Annotated in this window: 21 protein-coding genes; 11 read left to right on the top strand and 10 right to left on the bottom strand. The window is 46.5% G+C overall.

What is annotated here, in order from left to right; translation table 11 throughout:
* Positions 1–70 precede the first annotated feature (70 nt).
* Positions 71–1,315: an MFS transporter gene (locus FLK61_RS19500; RefSeq protein WP_176011002.1), complete on the bottom strand. Its 1,245-nt coding sequence runs from the start codon at positions 1,313–1,315 to the stop codon at positions 71–73.
* A 133-nt stretch (positions 1,316–1,448) separates the two neighbouring features.
* Here FLK61_RS19500 and FLK61_RS19505 point away from each other — a divergent pair, with 133 nt between their 5' ends.
* Entirely contained in the window at positions 1,449–1,850 is a 402-nt protein-coding gene (locus FLK61_RS19505) for a (deoxy)nucleoside triphosphate pyrophosphohydrolase (RefSeq protein ID WP_176011003.1), read from the top strand.
* Here the strand turns inward: FLK61_RS19505 and FLK61_RS19510 are convergent.
* The 3 genes from FLK61_RS19510 to FLK61_RS19520 form a co-directional block, all read right to left on the bottom strand.
* On the bottom strand, positions 1,827–4,718 hold the full coding sequence (locus FLK61_RS19510; protein ID WP_176011004.1) for a DEAD/DEAH box helicase: 2,892 nt from the start codon (positions 4,716–4,718) through the stop codon (positions 1,827–1,829). The two genes, FLK61_RS19505 and FLK61_RS19510, sit on opposite strands and share 24 nt — an antisense overlap.
* Before the next feature lie 179 nt (positions 4,719–4,897).
* The gene (locus FLK61_RS19515) at positions 4,898–5,086 is read right to left on the bottom strand and encodes a hypothetical protein (RefSeq protein WP_176011005.1); all 189 of its coding nucleotides are present in this window, start codon (positions 5,084–5,086) and stop codon (positions 4,898–4,900) included.
* A gap of 115 nt (positions 5,087–5,201) precedes the next feature.
* Positions 5,202–6,050 (bottom strand): NAD-dependent epimerase/dehydratase family protein, encoded by an 849-nt coding sequence (locus tag FLK61_RS19520; RefSeq protein ID WP_176011006.1) that lies wholly within the window; start codon positions 6,048–6,050, stop codon positions 5,202–5,204.
* 469 nt (positions 6,051–6,519) lie between these two features.
* Here FLK61_RS19520 and FLK61_RS19525 point away from each other — a divergent pair, with 469 nt between their 5' ends.
* Positions 6,520–6,714, top strand: coding sequence for a hypothetical protein (locus FLK61_RS19525; RefSeq protein ID WP_176011007.1), 195 nt, complete (start codon positions 6,520–6,522; stop codon positions 6,712–6,714).
* Between the two features lie 46 nt (positions 6,715–6,760).
* Here FLK61_RS19525 and FLK61_RS19530 read toward each other — a convergent pair whose 3' ends face one another.
* Positions 6,761–7,135, bottom strand: a complete 375-nt coding sequence (locus FLK61_RS19530) for a hypothetical protein (RefSeq protein WP_176011008.1) — start codon at positions 7,133–7,135, stop codon at positions 6,761–6,763.
* Positions 7,135–7,902 (bottom strand): class I SAM-dependent methyltransferase, encoded by a 768-nt coding sequence (locus FLK61_RS19535; RefSeq protein WP_176011009.1) that lies wholly within the window; start codon positions 7,900–7,902, stop codon positions 7,135–7,137. Before FLK61_RS19535 ends, FLK61_RS19530 begins: the two co-directional genes overlap by 1 nt.
* A 232-nt stretch (positions 7,903–8,134) precedes the next feature.
* On the opposite strand from FLK61_RS19535, the gene FLK61_RS19540 reads away from it, so the two are divergent.
* Both FLK61_RS19540 and FLK61_RS19545 read left to right on the top strand, forming a co-directional pair.
* Positions 8,135–8,980 carry an AraC family transcriptional regulator gene (locus tag FLK61_RS19540; protein WP_176011010.1) on the top strand — a complete coding sequence of 282 codons (846 nt, stop codon included), beginning with the start codon at positions 8,135–8,137 and terminating at the stop codon, positions 8,978–8,980.
* Between the two features lie 177 nt (positions 8,981–9,157).
* Entirely contained in the window at positions 9,158–9,955 is a 798-nt protein-coding gene (locus tag FLK61_RS19545) for a histidinol-phosphatase HisJ family protein (RefSeq protein WP_176011011.1), read from the top strand.
* 722 nt (positions 9,956–10,677) lie between these two features.
* On the opposite strand, the gene FLK61_RS19550 is transcribed toward FLK61_RS19545, so the two are convergent.
* Positions 10,678–11,532 (bottom strand): dimethylarginine dimethylaminohydrolase family protein, encoded by an 855-nt coding sequence (locus FLK61_RS19550; protein WP_176011012.1) that lies wholly within the window; start codon positions 11,530–11,532, stop codon positions 10,678–10,680.
* Positions 11,533–11,693: 161 nt separating this feature from the next.
* Here FLK61_RS19550 and FLK61_RS19555 point away from each other — a divergent pair, with 161 nt between their 5' ends.
* The 6 genes from FLK61_RS19555 (at position 11,694) to FLK61_RS19580 (ending at position 17,364) form a co-directional block, all read left to right on the top strand.
* Positions 11,694–12,422 carry a YqcI/YcgG family protein gene (locus tag FLK61_RS19555; protein ID WP_176011013.1) on the top strand — a complete coding sequence of 243 codons (729 nt, stop codon included), beginning with the start codon at positions 11,694–11,696 and terminating at the stop codon, positions 12,420–12,422.
* A 121-nt stretch (positions 12,423–12,543) separates the two neighbouring features.
* A complete protein-coding gene (locus FLK61_RS19560) occupies positions 12,544–12,882 on the top strand; it encodes a hypothetical protein (RefSeq protein ID WP_176011014.1) in 339 nt (112 codons plus the stop codon).
* Between the two features lie 929 nt (positions 12,883–13,811).
* On the top strand, positions 13,812–14,366 hold the full coding sequence (locus FLK61_RS19565) for an RNA polymerase sigma factor (protein ID WP_176011015.1): 555 nt from the start codon (positions 13,812–13,814) through the stop codon (positions 14,364–14,366).
* Entirely contained in the window at positions 14,350–15,795 is a 1,446-nt protein-coding gene (locus tag FLK61_RS19570) for a hypothetical protein (protein WP_176011016.1), read from the top strand. Before FLK61_RS19565 ends, FLK61_RS19570 begins: the two co-directional genes overlap by 17 nt.
* A 171-nt stretch (positions 15,796–15,966) precedes the next feature.
* Positions 15,967–16,650 (top strand): DNA alkylation repair protein, encoded by a 684-nt coding sequence (locus FLK61_RS19575; protein ID WP_176011017.1) that lies wholly within the window; start codon positions 15,967–15,969, stop codon positions 16,648–16,650.
* A gap of 351 nt (positions 16,651–17,001) precedes the next feature.
* Positions 17,002–17,364 carry a hypothetical protein gene (locus FLK61_RS19580; protein WP_176011018.1) on the top strand — a complete coding sequence of 121 codons (363 nt, stop codon included), beginning with the start codon at positions 17,002–17,004 and terminating at the stop codon, positions 17,362–17,364.
* 118 nt (positions 17,365–17,482) lie between these two features.
* Here the strand turns inward: FLK61_RS19580 and FLK61_RS19585 are convergent, their stop codons facing one another.
* The gene (locus FLK61_RS19585) at positions 17,483–17,911 is read right to left on the bottom strand and encodes a hypothetical protein (RefSeq protein WP_176011019.1); all 429 of its coding nucleotides are present in this window, start codon (positions 17,909–17,911) and stop codon (positions 17,483–17,485) included.
* A 729-nt stretch (positions 17,912–18,640) separates the two neighbouring features.
* Positions 18,641–19,432: a helix-turn-helix transcriptional regulator gene (locus FLK61_RS19590; RefSeq protein WP_176011020.1), complete on the bottom strand. Its 792-nt coding sequence runs from the start codon at positions 19,430–19,432 to the stop codon at positions 18,641–18,643.
* Here FLK61_RS19590 and FLK61_RS19595 point away from each other — a divergent pair.
* The gene (locus FLK61_RS19595; protein ID WP_347338974.1) at positions 19,415–21,511 is read left to right on the top strand and encodes a right-handed parallel beta-helix repeat-containing protein; all 2,097 of its coding nucleotides are present in this window, start codon (positions 19,415–19,417) and stop codon (positions 21,509–21,511) included. The genes FLK61_RS19590 and FLK61_RS19595 overlap by 18 nt on opposite strands.
* Before the next feature lie 377 nt (positions 21,512–21,888).
* Here the strand turns inward: FLK61_RS19595 and FLK61_RS19600 are convergent, their stop codons facing one another.
* Entirely contained in the window at positions 21,889–22,029 is a 141-nt protein-coding gene (locus tag FLK61_RS19600) for a hypothetical protein (protein WP_176011021.1), read from the bottom strand.
* Positions 22,030–22,346 lie beyond the last annotated feature (317 nt).

Consider the following 22,346-nt stretch of genomic DNA (forward strand, 5'->3'; position numbering starts at 1 on the left):
ATTAACGCACATGTCTTTGGTGTAAATGTCTTTGATATTTTTTTGCACCAACAATTTGTATTAGTTGATTTTAATTAGATATAGTGTCTTGTTTTTCAATCTTAATAAGGAATAGCATGGCAAAAAAACCTCCTATAAGTAAAAACATTCCTATATTAAGATAAATTACATTTGCACTCCAAACACTCACTATAAGGCCCCCTATTAATGGAGCAGTCACAACGACAGTATTGCTAATTGAATTGTATATACCAGAAATTCTACCTATATTTTCTTTCGAAGTCTCTCGTTGTATAGTAACGCTAATAGCGATAGTAAATAGTCCTATTCCCCCCCCCGCAATGATACCAAATAGGACTGGTATGTAGGTAGGAACCCCAAGATATAACCACCCAAAGCCTATAAACCCAGCTCCTAGTAAAACATAGCTAATTCCTAGTAGAACGCCATAAAAACGCACCGTGTTCATTTGGTTGATAATAATTATTGCACTGAGCGCTCCGAACCCTGAGCCAGACATCACCCAACCTATCAACTCAGGACGATCGGGCGCTACACTCCTTAATAAAACCGTTACTTGAACATCCATCATCTGAATAGCCATCAATCCTACAAGCGAAATCCCGAAGAACCATTTTAATTTATAGTTACGTAAAACAGCTACCCACCCATCTTTCCATGACTTCCAGAAAGACACGTTGCTATGTGGGTGGCTAGCTGCATCAGGCTTCTGGAATTCACTTCTTTTCCTTAACTGAATAATAATGAGAGCGGAGAAGAAGTAGGCGCAAGCACCAATAAAAATACAAAGTCCAGGAGAAAAATAGCCTGCTAATATACCACCAATAAAGGGGCCTAATACTTTTGAAAGCTCATTGACTGTTCCGTTCCAGGTAACTGCTTTTACAATGTGTTGCTCTTGTACAATATGTTTTATTAACGATTGTTGGGCTGGGAAGTGAATCACTGTTACCGCAGCTCTCATCAATATAAGTGGCAGAGCTACCAAGTGATTAGGCGCAAAGATCAAAAATATAGTTAGAATTGCCGTACATATATCCGCGTATGCCATTAATGTGATGTTATTAAATCGATCAACAAATTGCCCTACAAATTGACTTAATAGCGCATGTGGTAATGCATACGCTACTGGAATTAGCGCTACATATAATGGATCTAACTGCCATACAAACGAAAATAAAATCATGATTGCAACCATGTCGAACCATCTACCAAACATGGATACAGTGTAGGAGCTAAAAATTCTTAGAAAAGGCTTGTTGTTCCAAAGGGTTGGCAATGTTTTATTCTTCATCTACGTCACTCTCTCTTTTTGTTTTCACTATACAAATCAAATATCAGAGGCGTATCAGAGGAAGAGATATAGTAGGGCGAAGAAATCTACTTGAAAAGGTGGTATAGTAATACCAAAAAGGAGGTCCGACCCAATGAAAAAACACGTTAACGTTGTTGCCGCTGTTATTGAAAACGAGCAAAACGAAGTGCTTTGTGCTTTACGAAGTCATGAGATGTCACTGCCGAATGTATGGGAGTTTGCTGGTGGAAAGGTGGAGCAAGGAGAGGACTTGCAGGCTGCTTTAGAGCGAGAAATCGAAGAAGAGCTTGGCTGCTTGATTCAAGCTGGTGACGTCATACATACGAATACGCACGAATACGAAAAAGTGATCGTCACGCTGCACTGTCTGCATGCGACGATCACAAAAGGGGAACCCACTGCCTCCGAGCATGCCAAATTACTGTGGTTGCCAAAAAGACAGCTCGAATCCTTGCAGTGGGCACCGGCAGATGTGCCAGCAGTAGAGTCCTTAGTGAAGGCGGCCGTTCTCTGAATTCGACGTACTATCAGATACACCTGGACTCTCATTCCTACCATCAATCTCCACGACCTCTGTTAACTCCCTGTACAGCGTAGGTGACACCGGGTGCTCGAGCTTCATTCGAAATGCAACCGGCTTATCACCTTCTGCATGCTCGACCTCGAGCTGCCCTAAATAGATGAAGGGTTGTACCATGCCTTCGAGCTCCCGATATTTTCTCACTAGCAAATGAAGTCGATTGCCTCTCACTTTGTGCTCCAAAAGGTTTTGACCGCGGGAGGAGGCCTGCGCCATGTTATTTGGGCTCTCCCATAAAAACGTGTGCGGATCCTCAAAGGAGTCCTTGTAGTTAAGCCGTTCCTCGATGTCCGCGTCCTTTTGCAGATCGACGAACAAGAAGTAGTCATGCCCATTCGAGATCAAGCCCGACCCACGGAACGACGAGTGACTCTTGTCAAAGTTGGACAAAAGCGCCATATCGCGCATCTGATACGCTGCCTCGCGTTGCAAAAACGGCACCTGGTCCTGCATGGAACCAAACTCATTCGCAAACCGATGTAGCCCGTACTCAAGCACATCCTTCATCCACGTACGATATCGCTCGTCTGACACGAGCTCGTCCATCAGCGGCATTCGCTTCAAGCGGCCCTCTTCCCACGTAACTAACGCCGGCTGCCTTGTGCGCTCACCCGAATCGGCATATGCCTGCGCCAGCGTCTGCATCGCATGCTGCACACTCGACTCAAGCGGCGCCGTGAGCCAGTGCGCCACCGCATCCCTTGCCTCTGCAACACGCACCTCTGACTTTTCCAACAGTGCAACGAGAATCGCCGCTTCGTGCGGACGTTTTAGCGGCAGCATACTCGACAACACCCGGTACACCTTCATCCACACCTTATCCGCCACGAGCTCCTGCAAAAAATCCTCCTTCTCAATCTGCTGGAGAAAATCGAGATAACTCTTTTTCTTTTGAATGAACACGACAGGATCGGGAGCGCCATCGTACGTATGGTAATCCATGAGGTAATACGGCGTTCTGCCATGACGGACACGTTTAAATTCTTCGTACGTTTCTTTCACGTGCTTCATGCTAAAAAACGATTCCTGATCAAGCTGACGTAAAATCTGCTCCTTAGAGATCTCGTCCATTTGAATGTGAACGGGTCCTGGTATATGGGCAAAATCCGTTGCTACAGCAACCTTGAGACTCTCTTTATCGTAGTAACGTTGTCCGTTTAACGCGAGCGCCACGAGGTAGGCTCGACTATGGTTACCGATAAAATCGAGTACCGTTAAAAAATCTTTTTCCGGGTGCTTACGTAGACCACGACCTAACTGCTGGATAAACACTATTGGCGATTCTGTTGGTCGTAACATTAAGACCAGATTAACACTTGGAATATCGACACCTTCGTTAAAAATATCAACGGTAAATAAGCATTCTAAGGGATCGGCTGGATTTTCTAAACGAGCAATGGCTTGCTCACGTACATCCGCCGAATCATCGCCCGTGAGCGCAAGGCTTGGGATACCGCGGCGCGTGAATTCGTTGGCCATGTATGTCGCATGCTCGACGGTCACGCAAAAGCCGAGCGCCTTGCGCGACGTGCCTTGATAGCCGTAAAAATCCATGTAGTTCAGCACGTGCTCAACGCGAGTGTGCACCTGCAGGCGACGCGCCATCTCTTGTTGATCGTGGGCGCTAAGGTCGCTAAGGTCAATGCCATCGACGTCGGTGATGCCAAAGTAGTGAAACGGAACGACGAGCCCGTCCTCCAGCGCCTCGTGCAGACGCACCTCAATCGCAACGTTGTGATCAAACAGTTCAAACACGGACAGTTGATCGCTCCGCTCCGGTGTCGCCGTCATACCTAGCATAAAGTCTGGAGTGAAGTACGCCATGACCTCCTGATACTGTGGCGCCGCGGCGTGGTGCGCCTCATCGTAGACGATATAGTCAAATTCGTCTGGGCGAAACTCGCGGTACACGTTCGCCATCGAGCGAATGTTAGCAAAGAGGTAGTCCACGTGCGTATCCTTTTGTGACCCTGTCAGCATGCCGAACGTGATGAGATCTGACTGGGACTCCCCTCCGAGAAGGAACTCAAATGTCTCCTTTGCCTTACGTAAAATATCCTCACGGTGAACGAGGAAGAGCAGTCGTTTTGGTTTCACGTGTAACACATCAAACGCCGCCATGAAGGTTTTCCCCGTACCAGTTGCTGCAATGACGAGGCTCTTCGTTTCTCCAAGCGCACGAAGTCGATTTAAATTCTCCATCGCGCGGCGCTGCATGCGGTTTGGCGTGACGTACGCGCTACTACGCTGCAGTAACGGCACCTGAGTGGCGGTCGCGCCACGCACCTCCGCATATTGCTTCTCGTAGTCTTGGAGAAAGGCTTCGGAGAGTGGGGTGCTTTCCTCCCAGAGCAAGCCGTATTCACGGAGCACCTTGTCTGTAAATGGCATCTCTTTTTTAGAAATAATTTCGACATTCCACTCCACGTTCGATTTAAGCGCCGTATGCGTTACATTGGACGACCCTATGATAATTTTGTAGCTATCTTCGTATTCAAATATGTATGTTTTCGTATGAAAACCGCGCTGCTGCTCGGTAATAAATACTTTCACGTCGAGGTCCGTAAACTCCTGTAGCCTGCGCAGAGCCTTCGGGTCGGTGAAGTTTAAGTATGTAGACGTCATGATCTGTCCGCGCTTCCCTTTTTCAATCGCCTTCTGTAGCGCATCAAGTAGCAGCTGCACGCCGCTAAAGTTTACGAATGCTACGCCAAAGTAGAAGCTGTCGCACGTGTTTAGCGAATTTGTCAGCTCTTTCAGTAATGTCTCCGTTCCATTGTTAACAATCAATCGCTCCGTCATCTGCCATTCGCCTCCCAACTATTGGCCTAATTGTACAGGAAAATAAGGGAAATTGCAGCAGGTTTGAGGGTAGCGTCTTTGTTGGGAGGTTGTGAATTCGTGATTGCGTACGTGGATCAGGAAAAGAACACGTGTAAGCCTGCCACTCCACTTTACAATCAACTAGAAGGCCAGGCTGTTTAAGTCCGATCAAACTTCACGTTCTTCAGAAAAAATCCAGGAATCACAAACAACAAAAAGAAATAGATGGCCAATAGTTGCCATTCTTCTTGTACATACATGTGTAAATTCAAAGCTTGCAATACTGCTACGACAGTAAACCCATATACGAAAACAAGGATGCCTACACTCGCAAATTTTGCGTACATACCTAGGAGAACCCCCTTCAGTAAATAAACGATTAATCCCAACTTATAAAAGCACATTCTATTATTATATAAAAAACCACCAGCAGTCTTCCCTCCGCTGGCGGTCTCCCCTTACCTATTTCCCTACTTCTTCTCTCCACTTGTAAACCGGCTGCCACCCCAATAGCTCCTTTGCTTTTTTGTTGCTAAAGAGTGCGGTGTAGCCGTCGATGTTTCCTCGCATATCAGTAACGGTCGGGTAAATTTGCTCCATGAGCGACTTGCTCTCGATGTCCATGCTCGTGTCGTCGGCGCCGATATTTACCGCGACAGAGCCGAGCCCGTCCGTCTCAACGGCCAGGCGATAGGCCGTTGCCGCGTCGCGCGTGTCGATGTAGCTCCACATGATCGTCTTGCGCTCCTCCGGCTCGTGAATGAAGCCGGGGAAGTTCGCGTACATGTGCGGCGCGATCACATTGCCGAGGCGGAACGACACTACCTGCATGCCCGTGCGGCGATTGATCATGTCCGCTGTCTGCTCGTTGACAATTTTCGACAAGCCATAGCTCTCCTCCGGCAACTGCGGATGCTCCTCATCCACCGGCACATACTTTGGCGTCAGACCTTTTTGGGAGAAAACAATGCCGTAACTCGACTCACTGGATGAAATCACTGCTTTTTTAATGCCTAACGTCCCCGCTGCCTCCAACACGTTATAGGTAGACATGACGTTATTTTGGAACGTCACCTCGTTTGCATGCGAATAAGCAACCGGAATCGCAGCCAAGTGCACCACCGCATCCGCGCCGGCAAGCACGCCGTAGACCTCACCTAAATTCGTTAAATCCGTGATCACCGTTCGACACAGTGCTTCCTTAGGATGCTTTGTATCCGCATTAACTACCTCATAGTTATGATCTAAAAACTCCCGAATCACATCCGGACCAAGCAATCCACTACCACCAGTAACAACAACCTTCTTCATATGTAGACCCTCCTTCGCACCCTATATAAGAGCGCTTTCACATTATCAAGTGATCTAAGTATATGATAGGGAGCGACATTTAGCGAGTGAAGGGCTTTATTCTGATCGTCTGTTATTTTGACAAACCGCACGTATTTCTTATTCCAACAACACTACACAAAGCTAACCTTAAAAATATTTACTTTTTTATATTATATTTTACAAAAATACGTTTATGAAGTGCGACCCACAGGTATTGATTAACTATAATGCAATAAAGAGCTATGCATTTCTAATCATTATTCTAGGATTAATCTTATAATTGTAGCTCTAATTCATAGGTGAAATATCATTTGTCTTTTTCATTTGTGTGTAGAGCAAATAATTAATGAATGAGATATCTTAAAGGTAAGGAAATTAGCATAACTCTTGATCAAAGAGAGACTAGTAAACTTCAAAATATCGAGAATGAGTTAAGAGGTGATAATACATGTCTAAAAAATGGAAGTCAGCATTATTAATAGGTATTATCTTGGGCTCTGTTTCACTAATATTAAGTTATGGGTTTCCTGATCTATCAGACCCATTAAGACTTGCAATATTAGTTGTAGCTGCAGCACTTGCTGCAGGATTCATTTATAAATTGTTTTATGGTAAAGTAAATCCTAGTAGAAACAAAACCTAGTAAAAAGAATGGCACTGAAAATCTTTTGATTTTCAGTGCCATTCTTTCAAGCGCCTCTCGTCACATCAGTCGCACTCTTCCGCTTCTTCACGCTCAAGATTCCCGCCCCGACCATAAGGCCTGATTGTATAATGGTTGTTCCTAATGTCGTAACCATCATCACCACACTCATCACAATGAGAGATATTCCAGCTTTCTTTGGCTCAGTCTGCATCCTCCTAAATGCCGATATACCAACGACCATCCCAATAGCGTGCACAGCTAGCACCGCCACTCCATACCAAAATTCAGCGCCTTCTGGCAGTTGCTCCGGAACAAACACACTGACTAAAATAATCCCGACTGATCCAAGCACCACAACCAATCCCAACAACGCAATCGCGATGCTTAGCAACACCTTCTCCACCGTTCTCGTCACCATCAACTCTCTCCTCTCCGACACAGATACACCATCTCCGCACTCTCACCCGTAGCCGGCGTCTCCTGCCAATCTCCATAGACCGCCTCGATCTCAAATCCATGGCCTTCAAGCAATCTCTCCATTTCTTTGGGGAAAACATAGCGGAGCTGTATATTGGTTGTTTTCTCGTCGACAACCTGGCCATCTGTGTTCTTGTATTTTCTTATCGTCGTATAATGTTGAAGTTGATCTAGCGCATCGTAGCGGCTCACGGTCGACAGATCGACCTCCAAATTGCCGTCCGAATAGCTGCGCCAGTACTCCTCCACCGGCGGTTGCAACAGCTCCTCCGCGCTCGGGAATCGCGTGCCAAACACAAACACGCCGCCCGCCTCTAAATGCGTATGTACAGAGAAGAGCAAGCCATCCTGATCCTCATTGGTGAGGAAATGCTGGAACGAATTCCCCACGCAGTAAATGAACGAACTCTTCGAACCAAGCCGTAATTTCGTCGCATCCTGCTCCTGCCAATCCACCTCAACACCAAGCGCCTCAGCCTTCTTCCGCGCCGCATCAAGCATCCTAGCATGACTATCGACACCTATAATGTCGTAACCACGCTTCGCAAGCGGCAATGTCAACCTCCCAGTACCGCAGGCAAGATCCACAATCGGACCCTCGCAACGCTCCGCCCATTTTTGCAACAGCGCAAACTCAGGCGTATACGCATCGTTTTCCTTATCATAAAGCTCTGGATTATCGTATTCTTCTGTATTCGTAAATGACATAAAGTTGCTCCTATTCCATTCATTTTTGTATGTAAAGCTAATCTATAAATCCAATTATCACACAATTTTACCAGTAATCCTATAAGACTTGAAACCTATCCACCAGCATTTTCTGACCACAAAGGTATATAGTAGATGAAGGTTTATAATACGTGCCGACTAAATCGGGCAGGAATTGTCGGGTTTATGCCCAAACCATTCGATAAGATGGGATCAGAGAAGGGAGTGTTTATTGGATATGCTAAAAGGAATGAACGATGCATTAGCGTATATTGAACAAAACTTAAGTAACCACATTGAGCTAAAAGAGGTTGCCAAGATCGGGATGTTTTCGGAGTATCACTTCACGCGAATGTTTTCTCTATTATCAGGGATCACGATTTCCGAGTACATTCGCAGAAGGCGACTAACGGTAGCCGCACTAGAATTAAAGAATCCTCACGTAAAGGTCATTGATGTGGCAGTAAAATACGGATATCAATCACCGGATGCATTCTCAAGAGCTTTTCAAAGCTACCATGGCGTCACTCCGACAGTAGCAAGAGAGACCGAGCAAAGCCTAAAAGCATATCCAAGAATGTCCTTCCAACTATCTATCGAAGGAGGAATAGAAATGAATTACCGAATCGTAGAGAAGGAAGCATTTCAAGTCATTGGGGTTAACTATGAGGTGAAGATGAATGGCGACGAGCTTACGCCTAGCTACGAAAAGATGTTGACGGATATTAGCGAGGAGACGATGAACGAATTAGCATCGCTATCCACTCAGGCTCCTCACGGCGTGGTCCACGCTACCGCTAATTATCAGGAAGGCGCGGATGGCCAAGCGACGTTCGACCAATATATCGGCGCAGCAACAAAGGTTGGCGACGTCTCATCTTACGCCACGTTAGAAGTTCCTAAACATCTATGGGTCGTCTTTGAGGTAGAAGGAGAATGGGCAGCTGTCGAAGAGCAATGGCAGCGCATCTACACAGAGTGGCTCCCATCCTCGTCCTATGAGTTAGCAGAGGGACCTGAGATTCTCTCGAGCCAGGATAATAAGAGTGAGATCTGGGTGTCTATTAAAGAAAAGTAGGTAATCTGTAAGGAAGGAGAGATTTTCTCTCCTTCTTTTATTATTGTTGCCCTCTTTAATATCGTAGAATGAGCCCTGGACATCGCCATTCACGTAAAGCACAACTTCCGCACCCCACTTCTCAGGAGCTCGATTTCTATGAGATACTAGTTTAAAGACACAAAGGAGCTGATCGCCATGCACCGATTCGATTATCATCACCACACCAACCACTCGTTCGATTCGAGGGAAACAATGGTAAACGTCTGCGAAAAAGCTGCAGAGTTAAAGCTCGACGTCATCTGCTTCACCGAGCATTTCACCTTCAATCCAAACGTTCCAACCTACGGACATATGGATTGGGAAGCCTATGAGGCCGATATCGCCAACGTTCAGGAGCTTTATAAAGGAAAGCTTGAAATTCGGAAGGGCATCGAACTCTGCGAACCGAACTTATTTAAAGAACGCTACGAAGACTTATTTCGTCACAAAAACATCGACTACATACTCGGATCCGTCCATAACGTAGACGACGTCAAGCTTCGCAAAGTCCTCGCGGCGCACGGCAAAAACGACGCCTACCGCCTCTATTTCGAGCGACTGCTCACCATGGTCACAGAAGCGGATATTGACGTCATCGCGCACCTTGACCTAATCAAACGTTACCAAAACGAGGCTTTTTCAAAGGATGACTTCGCCCTCCACGCCGATATCATCACCGCCATTCTCCAAACAGCCATCCGGCGCGGAATCGGACTCGAAGTTAACACCTCCACCATCGAAAAGCTCGGCGAACCAATGCCCGCACGCGCCATCCTTGAGCTCTATCATAGCCTCGGCGGCATCATCATCACCTACGGATCCGACTCACACAGCACCGTCCGTACCGGCGAGTATATGGGAGAAACAATGGAGATGCTGAAGCAGGTAGGATTTGATTATGTATATACGTTCAAAAACCGGAAGGCAGAGCCGCATGAGATTGAAGTGGACTAACATATAAGAATACCGCTACGGTTCATAAAGTTCCGCATACCGTTCATTCTTTCCAAATACGGTTCATAAAGTCCCGTATACGGTTCATTTTCTCCAAACACGGTTCATAAAGTCTCATAAACCGTTCATTCTTATCTCAGTCATTATAAAATCAGCTAAAACCAATGATCTATTTACCTAAATGCCAGCCACCAAGACCCTAAAACCATAAAAAAACAAGCCTTGCCCTTCACAGCAAGCACTTCAGCAACAAATCCCTTTAACAAAGCGTATAAAAGCGGCAAGAATCTTATCAATCACTTTTAAACAACAACAAAAGCCTTCCCTACTCATTAAAATGGAGTAAGGAAGGCAACTATATTTTCCGTTACAGAACTGAACTTAACCAAACTTTAATCCCCAGCTCTCGACTTAACCTATAGAAGCTCAAAAGGTGGCAGGTCGGGAGGACATTCGGAGACAATTAGTAGGAATAGGCTGGAGATGAGACCCCGCAGGAAGGCGTTTAGGAGGAGACGACAGTCGACTCCTGCCAGACGAGGAGGCTCAGCTTCAGACCCTACTAATGTCGTAGAATGTCCGGAGACCTGACACCTCTTACTACTATCTTATTAGCTCGAAAAGCTGCCCTAGAATTGCTGGCACTTAAGCAACTAATCTCTTACTCTTCACGAAAAGCTGACATCTTTCCCATCACATAAAGCTCGAAGAGCTAAATCAGGCTATTCCCTAACAAGCGGCATCGAACAACAACGGAACGACCCACCAGACTTAATAATCTCCGAAAAATCAATTTCCATCACATCATACCCACGCTGTCTCAGCTGATAGTTGACGTCCCGATTCACCGGCAAACTAAGCACGCGACCGCCACCAATCGAGAGCACATTCGTCCCCATCGTAAACTGCTCCTCCGAACTCACCTCAATCAGCTTGTACATCTTCGCCAATTGCTCGACAACCTCCGGCTCAAACGCCTCAGGGAACACGAGCGCCTCCGTCTCAGACAAAATATTAAACGTACAGTCTAAGTGCAGATAGTTTGGGTTGAATGGCACCGGAATAACCTCCGCCTCCGGCAATTCCGCAGCAAGCGCTCGGATCGTATCTAACCTCGTGCGATCACTCACGCCGACAAACACTCGCTTCCCGTCGATGATCACGTCGCCACCCTCGATTGAGCCCATCGAGATCCGCTTGTACGCCACGTCTCGCTGCTCCATCCACCGGGACAGCACGTCCTCCTCGCCTTGCCTAACCTTTTCTGCCATGGCCGAAACAAACGCCGTACCTCCAAGCACAAACCCAATGTCTCTTGTAAACACCTGCTCAGGGAGATCCTCTTTAGGCGTCAGCTTAATCACCTCAACACCAGCGTCTATAAGAGCCTTTTCGAATGCTTGGTGCTGCTCCATTGCAAGTGATTGATTGATGTTTTCCTTCATATATTGTTTTTGTGTATCATTAATAGCCTCTTGAATTTCCATGTACTGTGGTTCACATAAGAAGACCTTTTTCAACGTACCGTACTCACTGTCACACTTTACTCGTGTCTTATCTTCAATTCTATTCATCATCGAAAGCCCTCCAAAGTGAATAATTAATAAAAGTCCTATTCCCTCTTTCGTGTAATCCAAAACTGATATACCTATATCTGTATAATGTTTCAGCAATATCCAGCAAGGGTAATTCAGAGGTATTGCTACATCATTCTTATAAAAAAGGTGGAGAGTATAGCATGATTACAAAGCAACGAGCATTGTTAAAGAAAGAAGATTTTCACAATCGTACTGATTTACCTTCATGGTTATATAGAGAGTACCAAACGTTTCACAAGACAGTAACGGATAAAACGTTCCCATGCTTTTTTGGCATGAGCGGAGAATTAAAGGGCGAGCTACGCTATGCATACATCAGTCAAAAAGATTGGAGCAACATGCCAATAGCGGTCGAGGAATTCCTCGAGCTATTTAAGCAACCAGACTATAAGAGACATGGCCTATTCTTATTTGTCGAGCCCTTTGAGGAAGAGGGGACGATCGAGGACTACCGCGATCAGTTCTGGGAGATCTTACAGTACTTACATGAGTCAGATGACGTAGAGTGGGATAAAGACAGCCCGCGTGATCCCGAGCATTACCTTTGGGACTTTCAGTTCAAGGGTGAACCGATCTTCGTCTTCGGTAATGCCCCAGCCTACAAGCAACGAAAGACGCGCAATCTTGGTAACTGCATGGTCTTAGGATTCCAACCTCGCAAAATTTTCGAAGGCTTAGAAGGCACAGAAAAGGGCGGCATCATGTCACGCGAGAAGGTGCGCAAGCGCGTAGAGGAGTGGGATCAGCTGCCGAAGCACCCCGACATCGGGCACTACGGCGACCCAACGCACAACGAGTGGAAGCAATCCTTTATCGGCGACGATGCCGAACCCATTCAAGGCAAATGCCCGTTCATGCATAAGCGATGAAATAGAGATGGATATGGTTGGACCGACTCCTATGGGGTCGGTTATTTTGTTTGTAGCCATTTAAATAACCTTCCAATGTGTGTCATAATAGCCAGATATACAAATAAAGGAGTTTTGTTTAATGAATAGCTTGATCGACTATTTAGTTAATTTCGCACCACTTATTGCCATTTTCTATGCGCTAACACTTGCTATATTTCCAAGAATATTTGCCTTACATAAGCTTGAGTACTACTCAGGAGTCTCACTTTTGTTCTTTTGGTTAAGTGCTGCATTAGCACTGATCAGTTTAATTGCTGCGAGCTTTATAGCAGGAACTATTATTTTGCTTACTACCTCTGTCACTCTACTTATCATTCCAAGTACTATCATTTTTATCATTATTAACCTCGTTGTAATCAACTACTTAGCAGAGGATAAAGCAACGTTGTTTGAATTAATGAGAAATGCTTCTTTATAGAAGATCATTAGGTAAGTGGATGGAAATTTTGATTTTCGCGCGGTTAACCCCTCAACTTACGCAGTTCACCTTCCATCTCGCGCAGTTCGCACTTCAACTTGCGCGGTTTTTTTCAGCGTACGCAGTCCACCCTCTTTTTCGCGCGGTTGCCCCCTCAACTTACGCGATTCTCCTTCTAACTCGCGCAGTTCGCACTTCAACTTGCGCGGTTTTTTACAACGTACGCAGTCCACACTCTTTTTCGCGCAGTTGCCCCCTCAACCTACGCGATTCTCCTTCTAACTCGCGCAATTCTCCCTTCAACTTGCGCGGTTTTTCCTAACATACGCAGTCCTCGCTGATTTTCGCGCGGTTGACCCCTCAACTTACGCGATTCTCCTTCTAACTCGCGCAATTCTCCCTTTAACTTGCGCGGTTTTTTACAACGTACGCAGTCCACACTCTTTTTTGCGCGATTGACCCCTCAACTTACGCGATTCACCCTCTAACTCGCGCAATTCTCCCTTTAACTTGCGCGGTTTTTTACAACGTACGCAGTCCACACTCTTTTTTGCGCGATTGACCCCTCAACTTACGCGATTCACCCTCTAACTCGCGCAATTCTCCCTTTAACTTGCGCGGTTTTTTACAACGTACGCAGTCCACCCTCTTTTTTGCGCGATTGACCCCTCAACTTACGCGATTCACCCTCTAACTCGCGCAATTCTCCCTTTAACTTGCGCGGTTTTTTACAACGTACGCAGTCCAACCTCTTTTTCGCGCGGTTGACCCCTCAACTTACGCGATTCTCTTTCTAACTCGCGCAATTCTCCCTTTAACTTGCGCGGTCCCTTAACCCACGCCCCGACCCCCAAACAAAATTCCCAAAAACCGACTCCTTTTACCGTTTTTTTACGTCTAAGGTGTTAGAAGCATGAAGAGGTGATGGAATGACGGATGAGGAGCTTGTCTTAGAGGCCCTTAGTGGCAACGATGAGGCGCTGCCGATTTTACATGATCGGTACGTCGATATGATTTATCAATACGTTTACGTACAAACAAAAAACCATCATGATACGGAGGAGATCGTTCAGGATTCCTTCTACAAGATGGCAACCAAACTACATTCCTTTGACCACAAATCGACGTTTAAGACATGGCTCTATACCATTTGTCGCAACACGTTACTCGATTTTCACCGTAAGAAGAGGAAGGATAGGTCCGTGTCAGCGGAGGACGTGCACATCGATGGGCTGTTTGCCTCGCGCTCGGCGGAGGAGGAGGTTCTCCAAAAGCATAGTCCGATCTTGGATGCGCTGAAGCATCTCAAAAAGGATTATCAGGACGTGCTACTACTACGATTTGTGCAAAATCTTTCCTTGAATGAGACGGCGGAGATCATGGACAAATCGGTATTTGCGGTTAAGTCCCTGCAAAAACGAGCCTCCAAAAAATTTGTCTCGATATTAGACGAAAGGTGGGAGCAGTATGGACACAAACGATAAGCGCGCGAAGCAGGAGCTAGAGAAGCTACAGGCCACCGCCTCGCCGCAATTTAAAAAGCAAAATCTTGCGAAGGCGCGGCAAGGGCTCGAGGAGTCGAGGCAAAAGCACACTACGCGCCCACGGTCGGCCGGTCGCTATATGCAGGCAGGCCTTGGCGTTGTTGCCGCTGCGGCGATTGGTGGCGTGCTCCTCATGAGCTCCACCCAGTGGAGTGACCTTTTCGACACGTCCTCTCAAAGTGATGGATTGCAGCCAACCACTCCCCCTGCCGATTCGGGCGAAAATAATGACGAGCCAATGAACGACGTCGAGATCGTTGATATCGAGAGTTTGCCGGAGCGAATTGAGGTTGAGGGAGCTGATGGACCGATAGGGTTCGAGCTGTATGATGAGGAAGACCTTCCATTTGTGACGTATTTTCCGGAGGGAAGGGACATATTAAGAGATCCTAATACAGATGAACGCACAGAAATGATCTTCTTTCATGATCTTCCAGAAGACGTGACCAGTTATCTTAGTGCCGGTATATACTATTATTATGAAAAAGTCCCACCTTACTTGTTAGAGGAGTTAGAAGACTATACTAAGGTGGAAACAAAAACATATAACTCTTGGCTTATTGATCGTTTTTTTCACAGTGATTATGGACAAATCACTGAACTAATAACAGGACAAAGAGGAGATGCCACCTTTATCTTGACTGGATCAATGACTGATTCGCAGGGCGATTTTTGGGAGGTAACACGATCAACAATTTTAGAAAATTGGGTATGGAGAGATTCGGGCGAACGTCTTGCACATGAAGGCAGTATTGAACAAACACTTGCTGAGGCAACACGAGACGCAGAGGCTAGTAACCAACATGCTCAGGAATCTTTTATCACAGATAGTTGGGACTTACCACCAACTATTGAAGTTGAGACTGATGAAGGTAATTTAGCTGAATTTGAACTTGTAGATTATGACACTCTGACCTTTTTAACTTATTTACCAAGTTATTTAAATATCCTAGGTAACGACGACTTCGAAGAGTCAACTGTAGATAGTGTAGGATTTGAAACGTTTGGTGATGACGATTATGGACCCATTAATGGTAGTATAGCTTATTACCATGACGAAATTAGTCAAATGGCCCTTCAGCAACACTATTCTTATTATTTGAATAGAGAGAGCGAGAATGCGGAGTACTTTGATAGATCTACTAATCCTTGGTTCCTTCACTCTTTTAGATATTGGGTTTTACCAGAAGAGAGAACCCCTGCTCCAACTGAACTTATAAATGAAATTATCATCGGACAGCGTGATGATAAGATATTTTATATACATGGATCATTTAGGTTAGAGGATGAAGATCAATGGAAAGACCTATTAGACAACATGATCGAAAACTGGGTCTGGAAGGATACCGGAGAGTCGCTTGTCGACTAACCATTTACGCAAAGCCTGAAACCAAAGCTTTAACCATCCTAACGAGCTGATTCCAACTAGGAGTCAGCTTGTTTTTCTTTATAGGTTGAACCCTCCTCCCACAGCGCAACTAATTATGAAATAATAGAACTATTAAACCACTACCACTATATTTTCTCACAGGAGGCACCTATGACAGCATCATTTGAAGAGACCTACGTCCGAGAGTTACAGGCGCTGTATGCGCAGCACGCCGAGGAGGAGTTTGCCAGCTGGTCGCAGAAGTATATGCGTGATCAGTTTGCGTTTATTGGGATTCGCACGCCGGTGCGCCGTAAAATCATGAAGGAGTTCATGAAGGAGCACGGTCTACCGCCGAGAGAGCATCTCCAAGATGTCGTCTTGGCGCTGTGGGAGCTACCAGAAAGAGAGTATCAGTATGCGGCGCTCGACCTGTTGAACCAGGCAAAGAAGCAGCTAGGACCTGCGGATATGCCGTGGCTGACGAGCTTGATCGTGCACAAATCGTGGTGGGATACAATCGACGTCCTGTCTCCTCACCTCATGGGCCATCTGTTCACCGCCCATCCAGAGCTGCTCGAGACGCACGCCGATAGCTGGATCAAGGACGAGAATATTTGGCTTCAGCGGTCCGCTATCCTTTACCAGCTCAACTACAAGGCCAAATCCGATGAGGCTCGACTCTATCGCTACATTTTGACGCAAGCATCAAGCGACGAATTTTTCGTCCAAAAAGCTATCGGATGGGCGCTACGACAGTATGCGCGAACGAACCCTTCCTCTGTACAGAAATTCGTAGACACCCATGAATTAAAGCCCCTTAGCAAGAGGGAGGCCGTGAAGCACTTAACGTAAAACGACGCTACCTTTTTGGGGAGAAAAATGAGTAACGACCTCCGCACCATGATTCCTATCCAGTGCGGAGGTCGTTTCATTACCTCATTATTCACCTTTTTTGTGGCTCATTGTAGCTGCCTTTTTCGTCACAATCTCTATTAGTTTTCCTACAGCTATTAGTATTAGAATCACGACAAGTGGTCCGATGAAATCGTCCATTCTCCAAACCAAAAAGGCATAGGCGAGAGTGAATATTATGCAGAGAAAAAGATATCTAGCCATTCACGTCACCTCCAGTTCATAGAATGATATAATCGGGTCCAACGTTCTTGTGTGATGAAACGATGCAAACAAAGGAGGGCTAACCCCATGTATAAGCTCTTAATGATCGTGTTCTTGTCAGTGCTTGCCGGATGTAGTAACAACAATTCAAATGGACCAACTGCTACAGATATTTTAGAGAACAACCCTTCAGCTGACATCCTTCAATATGAGGGACAAGTCTTCTCCAACCTAACCGACCGATACCAAGATCAGGATATGGAGAAAGTAGAGCTAGTAGCAGAAGTTAAAAAACAAACTAATGACCCTAGTCAATTTGACGATCTATCCGCATCCACCCTTGAGAGAGGCACAGAATTATATTCAACTTCTAGAAAAGGCAACGTACTTTTACTAATTGCGTCGACTACTGAAGGAGATCAATATTATCGAATCCTGTTGGAGGGCTAACTTAGTTATTTAGTTGATCCTCTCTATAGCCGGAATGAAAATACTTCTTTATGTAAAAAATACCACTTATCTGTAAGAACTAAACGTACTCTTCTAGTCTACTAAAACACCACCGCCTTTATCTCGTGGCGGTGCGAACAGTGTAAACAATTTGATATACGACCAATCCCATCACGATAACCCCAGGCCCGACCAATTGCTGGACAGCGTTCCCAACTGCTACAGGATAAATAGAAGCTACTAAAAATCCTATTAATAAAAACACAACTAGCACAGCTATATTTGCATAGGTAAACGCTCGTAAGAGACTCTGTCGCTTTTTAAGAATCCAAACTGCTGTTACTAACACGATCGCGGTAACTGCTACTTCTATTGCCGATGTCCAGTTGCCCAAACTACTTAGTCGATTAAATGCTTCCCCTGCTAGGTTCTCGTTATTGGACCATTCTTCTCGTACATGTCCCCGATACATCTCTAAAGCAAGATACACTCCGTTCAACATGATTAACACACCTGCAACTATTAAAATCCATGTTTGATTCTTCATTTTGCGTCTCCTTTTCGCACGGTTTTTTCAGCGTACGCAATCTACCCTCTTTTTTGCGCGGTTGACCCCTCAACTTACGCGATTCTCCTTCTAATTCGCGTAATTTACCCTTCAACTTGCGCGGTTTTTCCTGGCGTACGCAGTCCACCCTCTTTTTCGCGCGGTTGATTGCCCAACTTACGTAGTTCCCCCTCTAACTCGCGCAATCCACCCTTCAACTTGCGCTATTTTTTCCAGCGTACGCAGTCCACCCTGTTTTTCGCGCGGTTGACCGCCCAACTTACGCAGTTCCCTCTCTAACTCGCGCAATTCTCCCTTTAACTTGCGCTATTTTTTCCAACTTACGCAGTCCACCCTGTTTTTCGCGCGGTTGCCTGCTCAACTCACGCAGTTCCCTCTCTAACTCGCGCAATTCTCCCTTCAACTTGCGCGGTTTTTTCTAGCGTACGCAATCTACACTCTTTTTCGCGCGGTTGACCGCCCAACTCACGCAGTTCCCTCTTTAACTCGCGCAATCCGCCCTTTAACTTGCGCGGTTTTTCCCAGCGTACGCAATCTACCCCCTTTTTCGCGCGGTTGACCGCCCAACTCACGCAGTTCCCCCTCTAACTCGCGCAATCCGCCCTTTAACTTGCGCGATTTTTTCCAGCGTACGCATTCTACCCTCTTTTTCGCGCGGTTGACCGCCCAACTTACGCAGTTCCCCCTCTAACTCGCGCAATCCGCCCTTCAACTTGCGCGGTTACCTCCCCCCTCGTCTCCCCCACCGCCAAGCTCCCTAAATACCTTTGGCGAATCCCCCACAATTCGCTTAAAATTCCGATTAAACGAGCGCAGGTTGGTGTAGCCGCAGCTAATCGCAATCTCGCCGATGGATCGCTGGCTGTTCTTAAGCATGTAGCACGCCTGCGAGACGCGATAGTGATTCACATACTCCGTAAAGCTCATGTTGGTCATGTGTATAAAGAGCTTCGACAAATACGCGTAGTCGTACTGCACGTCCTTTGCGACGGCCTTGAGCGTGCAGTCCTCCCCAAAATGCGCGTCCACATAGAGCAGGATTTGGTGGAAGGCCTCGGTCTTCGTCGAGTGCTCGATGGGACGAAAATCGGTATGATCCACCAGCCGCCCACAGACATCATACAAAAAGCTTTTTTGGCGATAAATCGAGGTTAGCCCCTCTACATTCGGCGTCTCGCCCAGATGGATCACATTATTTGTTGGGACAAAGCCCTTATAATCCATAAAAAATCTTCCAATTAATTCTGGAGAAAACAGGACGATGGAAATGTTCGAGCCGTCCTTCGCCTTCAGCTCGTGCACTTGATTCGGGAAAATGAACGCCATGTCGTGCTTGTTTAAATCATAGACGGTTTGATCAATGGTTACCTGAAGCTCCCCATCGTGGACAAACAAAAGCTCGTACGCGCGGTGAAAGTGTAACGGAAAGCGTTGGGTGGTCATTGTAAAGGCACGAAATGACTCCTGTTTTTCCATCCCATGATGCTCGAAAAATACCATTCGCCTCTCCTCCAATATCACGAATATTGTCTACTAGTATACGACAGATGGGATAGTAAATATAGGGAGTGTGCTCCTATAATAAAGCCATCATCATTGAAGGAGGAAGGATACATGGTAAAGTACCACGTAGCAAAGACAGGATCTGATCAAGCGGAGGGAACGGAGCAACAGCCGTTTCTGTCCATTAATAAAGCAGCAGGGATTGCACAGCCAGGAGATACGATTATTGTCCATGAAGGGGAGTACCGCGAGTGGGTTAAACCGCAGTTTGCGGGCACGAGTCATCACCGTCGCATTACGTATGAAGCGGCTAAAAATGAGAGCGTTATCATAAAAGGCTCCGAGCACATCACAGGCTGGGAGCAAACGGACGGCACGGTGTGGAAGGTGAAACTTCCGAACACGTTCTTCGGCGAGTTTAATCCATTTAATGTGAAGCTTTTTGGCGACTGGATTGTTGAAAATAAGAACCGCCATCTAGGCGACGTCTACTTAAACGGCATGTCCTTTTATGAGGCGGAAACACTTGAAGAGGTGCAACAGCCACAGGAACGCACTGAGGTCACGGATCATTGGACGCGTAATGTTTTCGCCGTCAAAAACCCGGAGCAAACAACGTACGTATGGTACGCAGAAGTAGACGCGGAGAACACGACGATCTACGCGAACTTCCACGATGCCAACCCGAATGAGGAGCTTGTCGAGATCAATGTGCGTCAAGCGTGCTTCTACCCTGACCGCATCGGCGTGGACTACATTACCGTTCGAGGCTTTGAGATGGCTCAAGCCGCAACGCCATGGACGCCACCAACCGCTGATCAACCTGGATTAATTGGTCCTCACTGGAGTAAGGGCTGGATCATTGAGCACAACCGCATTCACGATGCGAAGTGTAGCGCCATCAGCATTGGAAAAGAAGCATCAACTGGTCATAACGATCGCTCCATCCGTAAAGATAAGCCAGGCTATCAGTATCAGCTTGAATCTGTATTTAAAGCACGCCAGATTGGTTGGCACGGCGAGAAAATCGGTTCGCACATTATTCGACATAATTCGATATATGACTGTGGGCAAAATGCGATCGTCGGTCATCTCGGCTGCGTATTTAGCGAGATTTATAATAATCACATTTACAATATTGCCATCAAGCGCGAATTTTTCGGCCATGAGATTGCTGGCATCAAGCTACACGCCGCGATCGACGTGCACATTCATCACAACCGCATTCACGACTGCTCGCTAGGCGCCTGGCTCGACTGGCAAACGCAGGGCACGCGTGTGAGTAGCAACCTGTTTTACGCGAACAGCCGCGACCTGTTTGTCGAGGTGAGTAGCGGTCCTTACGTGGTCGATCACAATATCCTCACCGCCGACTATGCGCTCGACAATCATGCGCAGGGTGGCGCGTATATTAATAACCTGATCCGCGGGCGCATGGTCCAAAAGAAGATGCTCGACCGCGCGACGCCATACCATGTGCCGCATAGCACCGAGGTCTCTGGCTTCGCACCCGTCTACGGTGGCGATGATCGCTATTACAACAATATTTTCATCGGCGACGAGTCCCTCGAGCCCGGCGGTCACAACGCGTCCATCCCACAGGAGATCGCAAACGACTACGTCGGCACGGTGCACTTCAACGGCTACACCGCCTCCCTGGACGGGTATATCGACGTCGTCAACGAGGAGGACGGCGACCACCGCCGCTTCCACGAGATCGAGCAGCCGGTGTACATTAACCGCAACGCCTATTACAACGGCGCACAAGCCTTCGACCACGAGACAGAAAATCATGTCGAAGCTGACGTCAATCCGGCGATTTCCATCGTCGAACAAGAGGATGGCGTCTATCTATCAATCGAACTTCCAGAGAACTTCACGTCACTCACAGGTGAGGTCCACGGCACGCACACGCTCGGCCGCGCTCGTCTCGTCGACGCTGAATTCGATAATGCTGACGGGAGCGATCTCGTTTTAGATACGGATTATTTGGGAGAAAAGAAGGCGGGAGAGAGTGTTGTTGGTCCGCTTGCTTCTTTGAAGGCTGGGAGTAACTTTGTGAAGGTGTGGGGGTAGCTTGTTAGAATAATGGAGGTCAAGGGCGTTAAGTCAAGTGAGGTAGGTCAAGGGCGTCCACCTTCGGTGTCCCTGCGCTCTGGGAGCGTCTTTCCTGAGGCGCTAGTTCAACTATTTCAGCCGTCCAGAGGCCGTCTGAAAGGATTTTCACCTACGCGAAAGACTCCTCTAGGAGTCCGCTCCCGCCGCTTCGGGACACCTTAATAACAGTCTATTTAAAACGTTATACCTTATAATATAAAAGCTAAAAAGCCCTCATTCAACTACATCTAGCGAATGAGGGCTTCTTTTTAACAACATCACCTTATGTATTCATGCACCTTGTTTGGAAACTACCTTAGAGGACTTGTATACCACTCAAAATAAATAACGCTCACTTAGTTTAACTTGTCTCTAATTTCCTTAAGTAGCTTCGTCTGTTCACGCTCTTCCTCTAAAATCTTGTCTCTGCTTTTTTCAATTGTTTTTGTGAGAGACCACAGTGATAGTAATATAATCGCGAGTAGAGCAAAAGACACCGTACCACCTCCATCTTCATATTGTTAAACCTAAACAGACGTACGTGTAGTTTCAGGACACCTTGGTTGACGGTATACTACTTAGTAAACCCCACGCTTCCTTAGTTGCTTTAAGAGCACGAAGCGACAATACGTTGCATCGTTTTTTAGGAACTAAAGAGAGCAACTCAGTTTTCTTAATAGAAGTAATGTTAGGCGTTTAAGAAGTATAGGATAACATCACTATTATCCATTAGTGTAGCAATTAGTATTAAATTAGCGTACGGACAAGTTATAGAAGTAACTATTATGTAGGGCTATTGTAAAACCTTTAACCG

The organism is Paenalkalicoccus suaedae (assembly GCF_006965545.2).
GTDB lineage: Bacteria > Bacillota > Bacilli > Bacillales > Salisediminibacteriaceae > Paenalkalicoccus > Paenalkalicoccus suaedae.

Excerpts from the sequence above, each read along its gene's own strand:
- FLK61_RS19530 (WP_176011008.1), bottom strand. The coding sequence starts at position 7,135 with ATGGTGACGAGAACGGTGGAGAAGGTGTTGCTAAGCATCGCGATTGCG.
- FLK61_RS19535 (WP_176011009.1), bottom strand. The coding sequence starts at position 7,902 with ATGTCATTTACGAATACAGAAGAATACGATAATCCAGAGCTTTATGAT.
- FLK61_RS19565 (WP_176011015.1), top strand. The coding sequence starts at position 13,812 with ATGACGGATGAGGAGCTTGTCTTAGAGGCCCTTAGTGGCAACGATGAG.
- FLK61_RS19595 (WP_347338974.1), top strand. The coding sequence starts at position 19,415 with ATGCTCGAAAAATACCATTCGCCTCTCCTCCAATATCACGAATATTGT.
- FLK61_RS19575 (WP_176011017.1), top strand. The coding sequence starts at position 15,967 with ATGACAGCATCATTTGAAGAGACCTACGTCCGAGAGTTACAGGCGCTG.
- FLK61_RS19550 (WP_176011012.1), bottom strand. The coding sequence starts at position 11,532 with ATGATGAATAGAATTGAAGATAAGACACGAGTAAAGTGTGACAGTGAG.
- FLK61_RS19510 (WP_176011004.1), bottom strand. The coding sequence starts at position 4,718 with ATGACGGAGCGATTGATTGTTAACAATGGAACGGAGACATTACTGAAA.
- FLK61_RS19570 (WP_176011016.1), top strand. The coding sequence starts at position 14,350 with ATGGACACAAACGATAAGCGCGCGAAGCAGGAGCTAGAGAAGCTACAG.
- FLK61_RS19585 (WP_176011019.1), bottom strand. The coding sequence starts at position 17,911 with ATGAAGAATCAAACATGGATTTTAATAGTTGCAGGTGTGTTAATCATG.
- FLK61_RS19555 (WP_176011013.1), top strand. The coding sequence starts at position 11,694 with ATGATTACAAAGCAACGAGCATTGTTAAAGAAAGAAGATTTTCACAAT.
- FLK61_RS19545 (WP_176011011.1), top strand. The coding sequence starts at position 9,158 with ATGCACCGATTCGATTATCATCACCACACCAACCACTCGTTCGATTCG.
- FLK61_RS19525 (WP_176011007.1), top strand. The coding sequence starts at position 6,520 with ATGTCTAAAAAATGGAAGTCAGCATTATTAATAGGTATTATCTTGGGC.
- FLK61_RS19500 (WP_176011002.1), bottom strand. The coding sequence starts at position 1,315 with ATGAAGAATAAAACATTGCCAACCCTTTGGAACAACAAGCCTTTTCTA.
- FLK61_RS19590 (WP_176011020.1), bottom strand. The coding sequence starts at position 19,432 with ATGGTATTTTTCGAGCATCATGGGATGGAAAAACAGGAGTCATTTCGT.
- FLK61_RS19505 (WP_176011003.1), top strand. The coding sequence starts at position 1,449 with ATGAAAAAACACGTTAACGTTGTTGCCGCTGTTATTGAAAACGAGCAA.
- FLK61_RS19560 (WP_176011014.1), top strand. The coding sequence starts at position 12,544 with ATGAATAGCTTGATCGACTATTTAGTTAATTTCGCACCACTTATTGCC.
- FLK61_RS19580 (WP_176011018.1), top strand. The coding sequence starts at position 17,002 with ATGTATAAGCTCTTAATGATCGTGTTCTTGTCAGTGCTTGCCGGATGT.
- FLK61_RS19515 (WP_176011005.1), bottom strand. The coding sequence starts at position 5,086 with ATGTACGCAAAATTTGCGAGTGTAGGCATCCTTGTTTTCGTATATGGG.
- FLK61_RS19520 (WP_176011006.1), bottom strand. The coding sequence starts at position 6,050 with ATGAAGAAGGTTGTTGTTACTGGTGGTAGTGGATTGCTTGGTCCGGAT.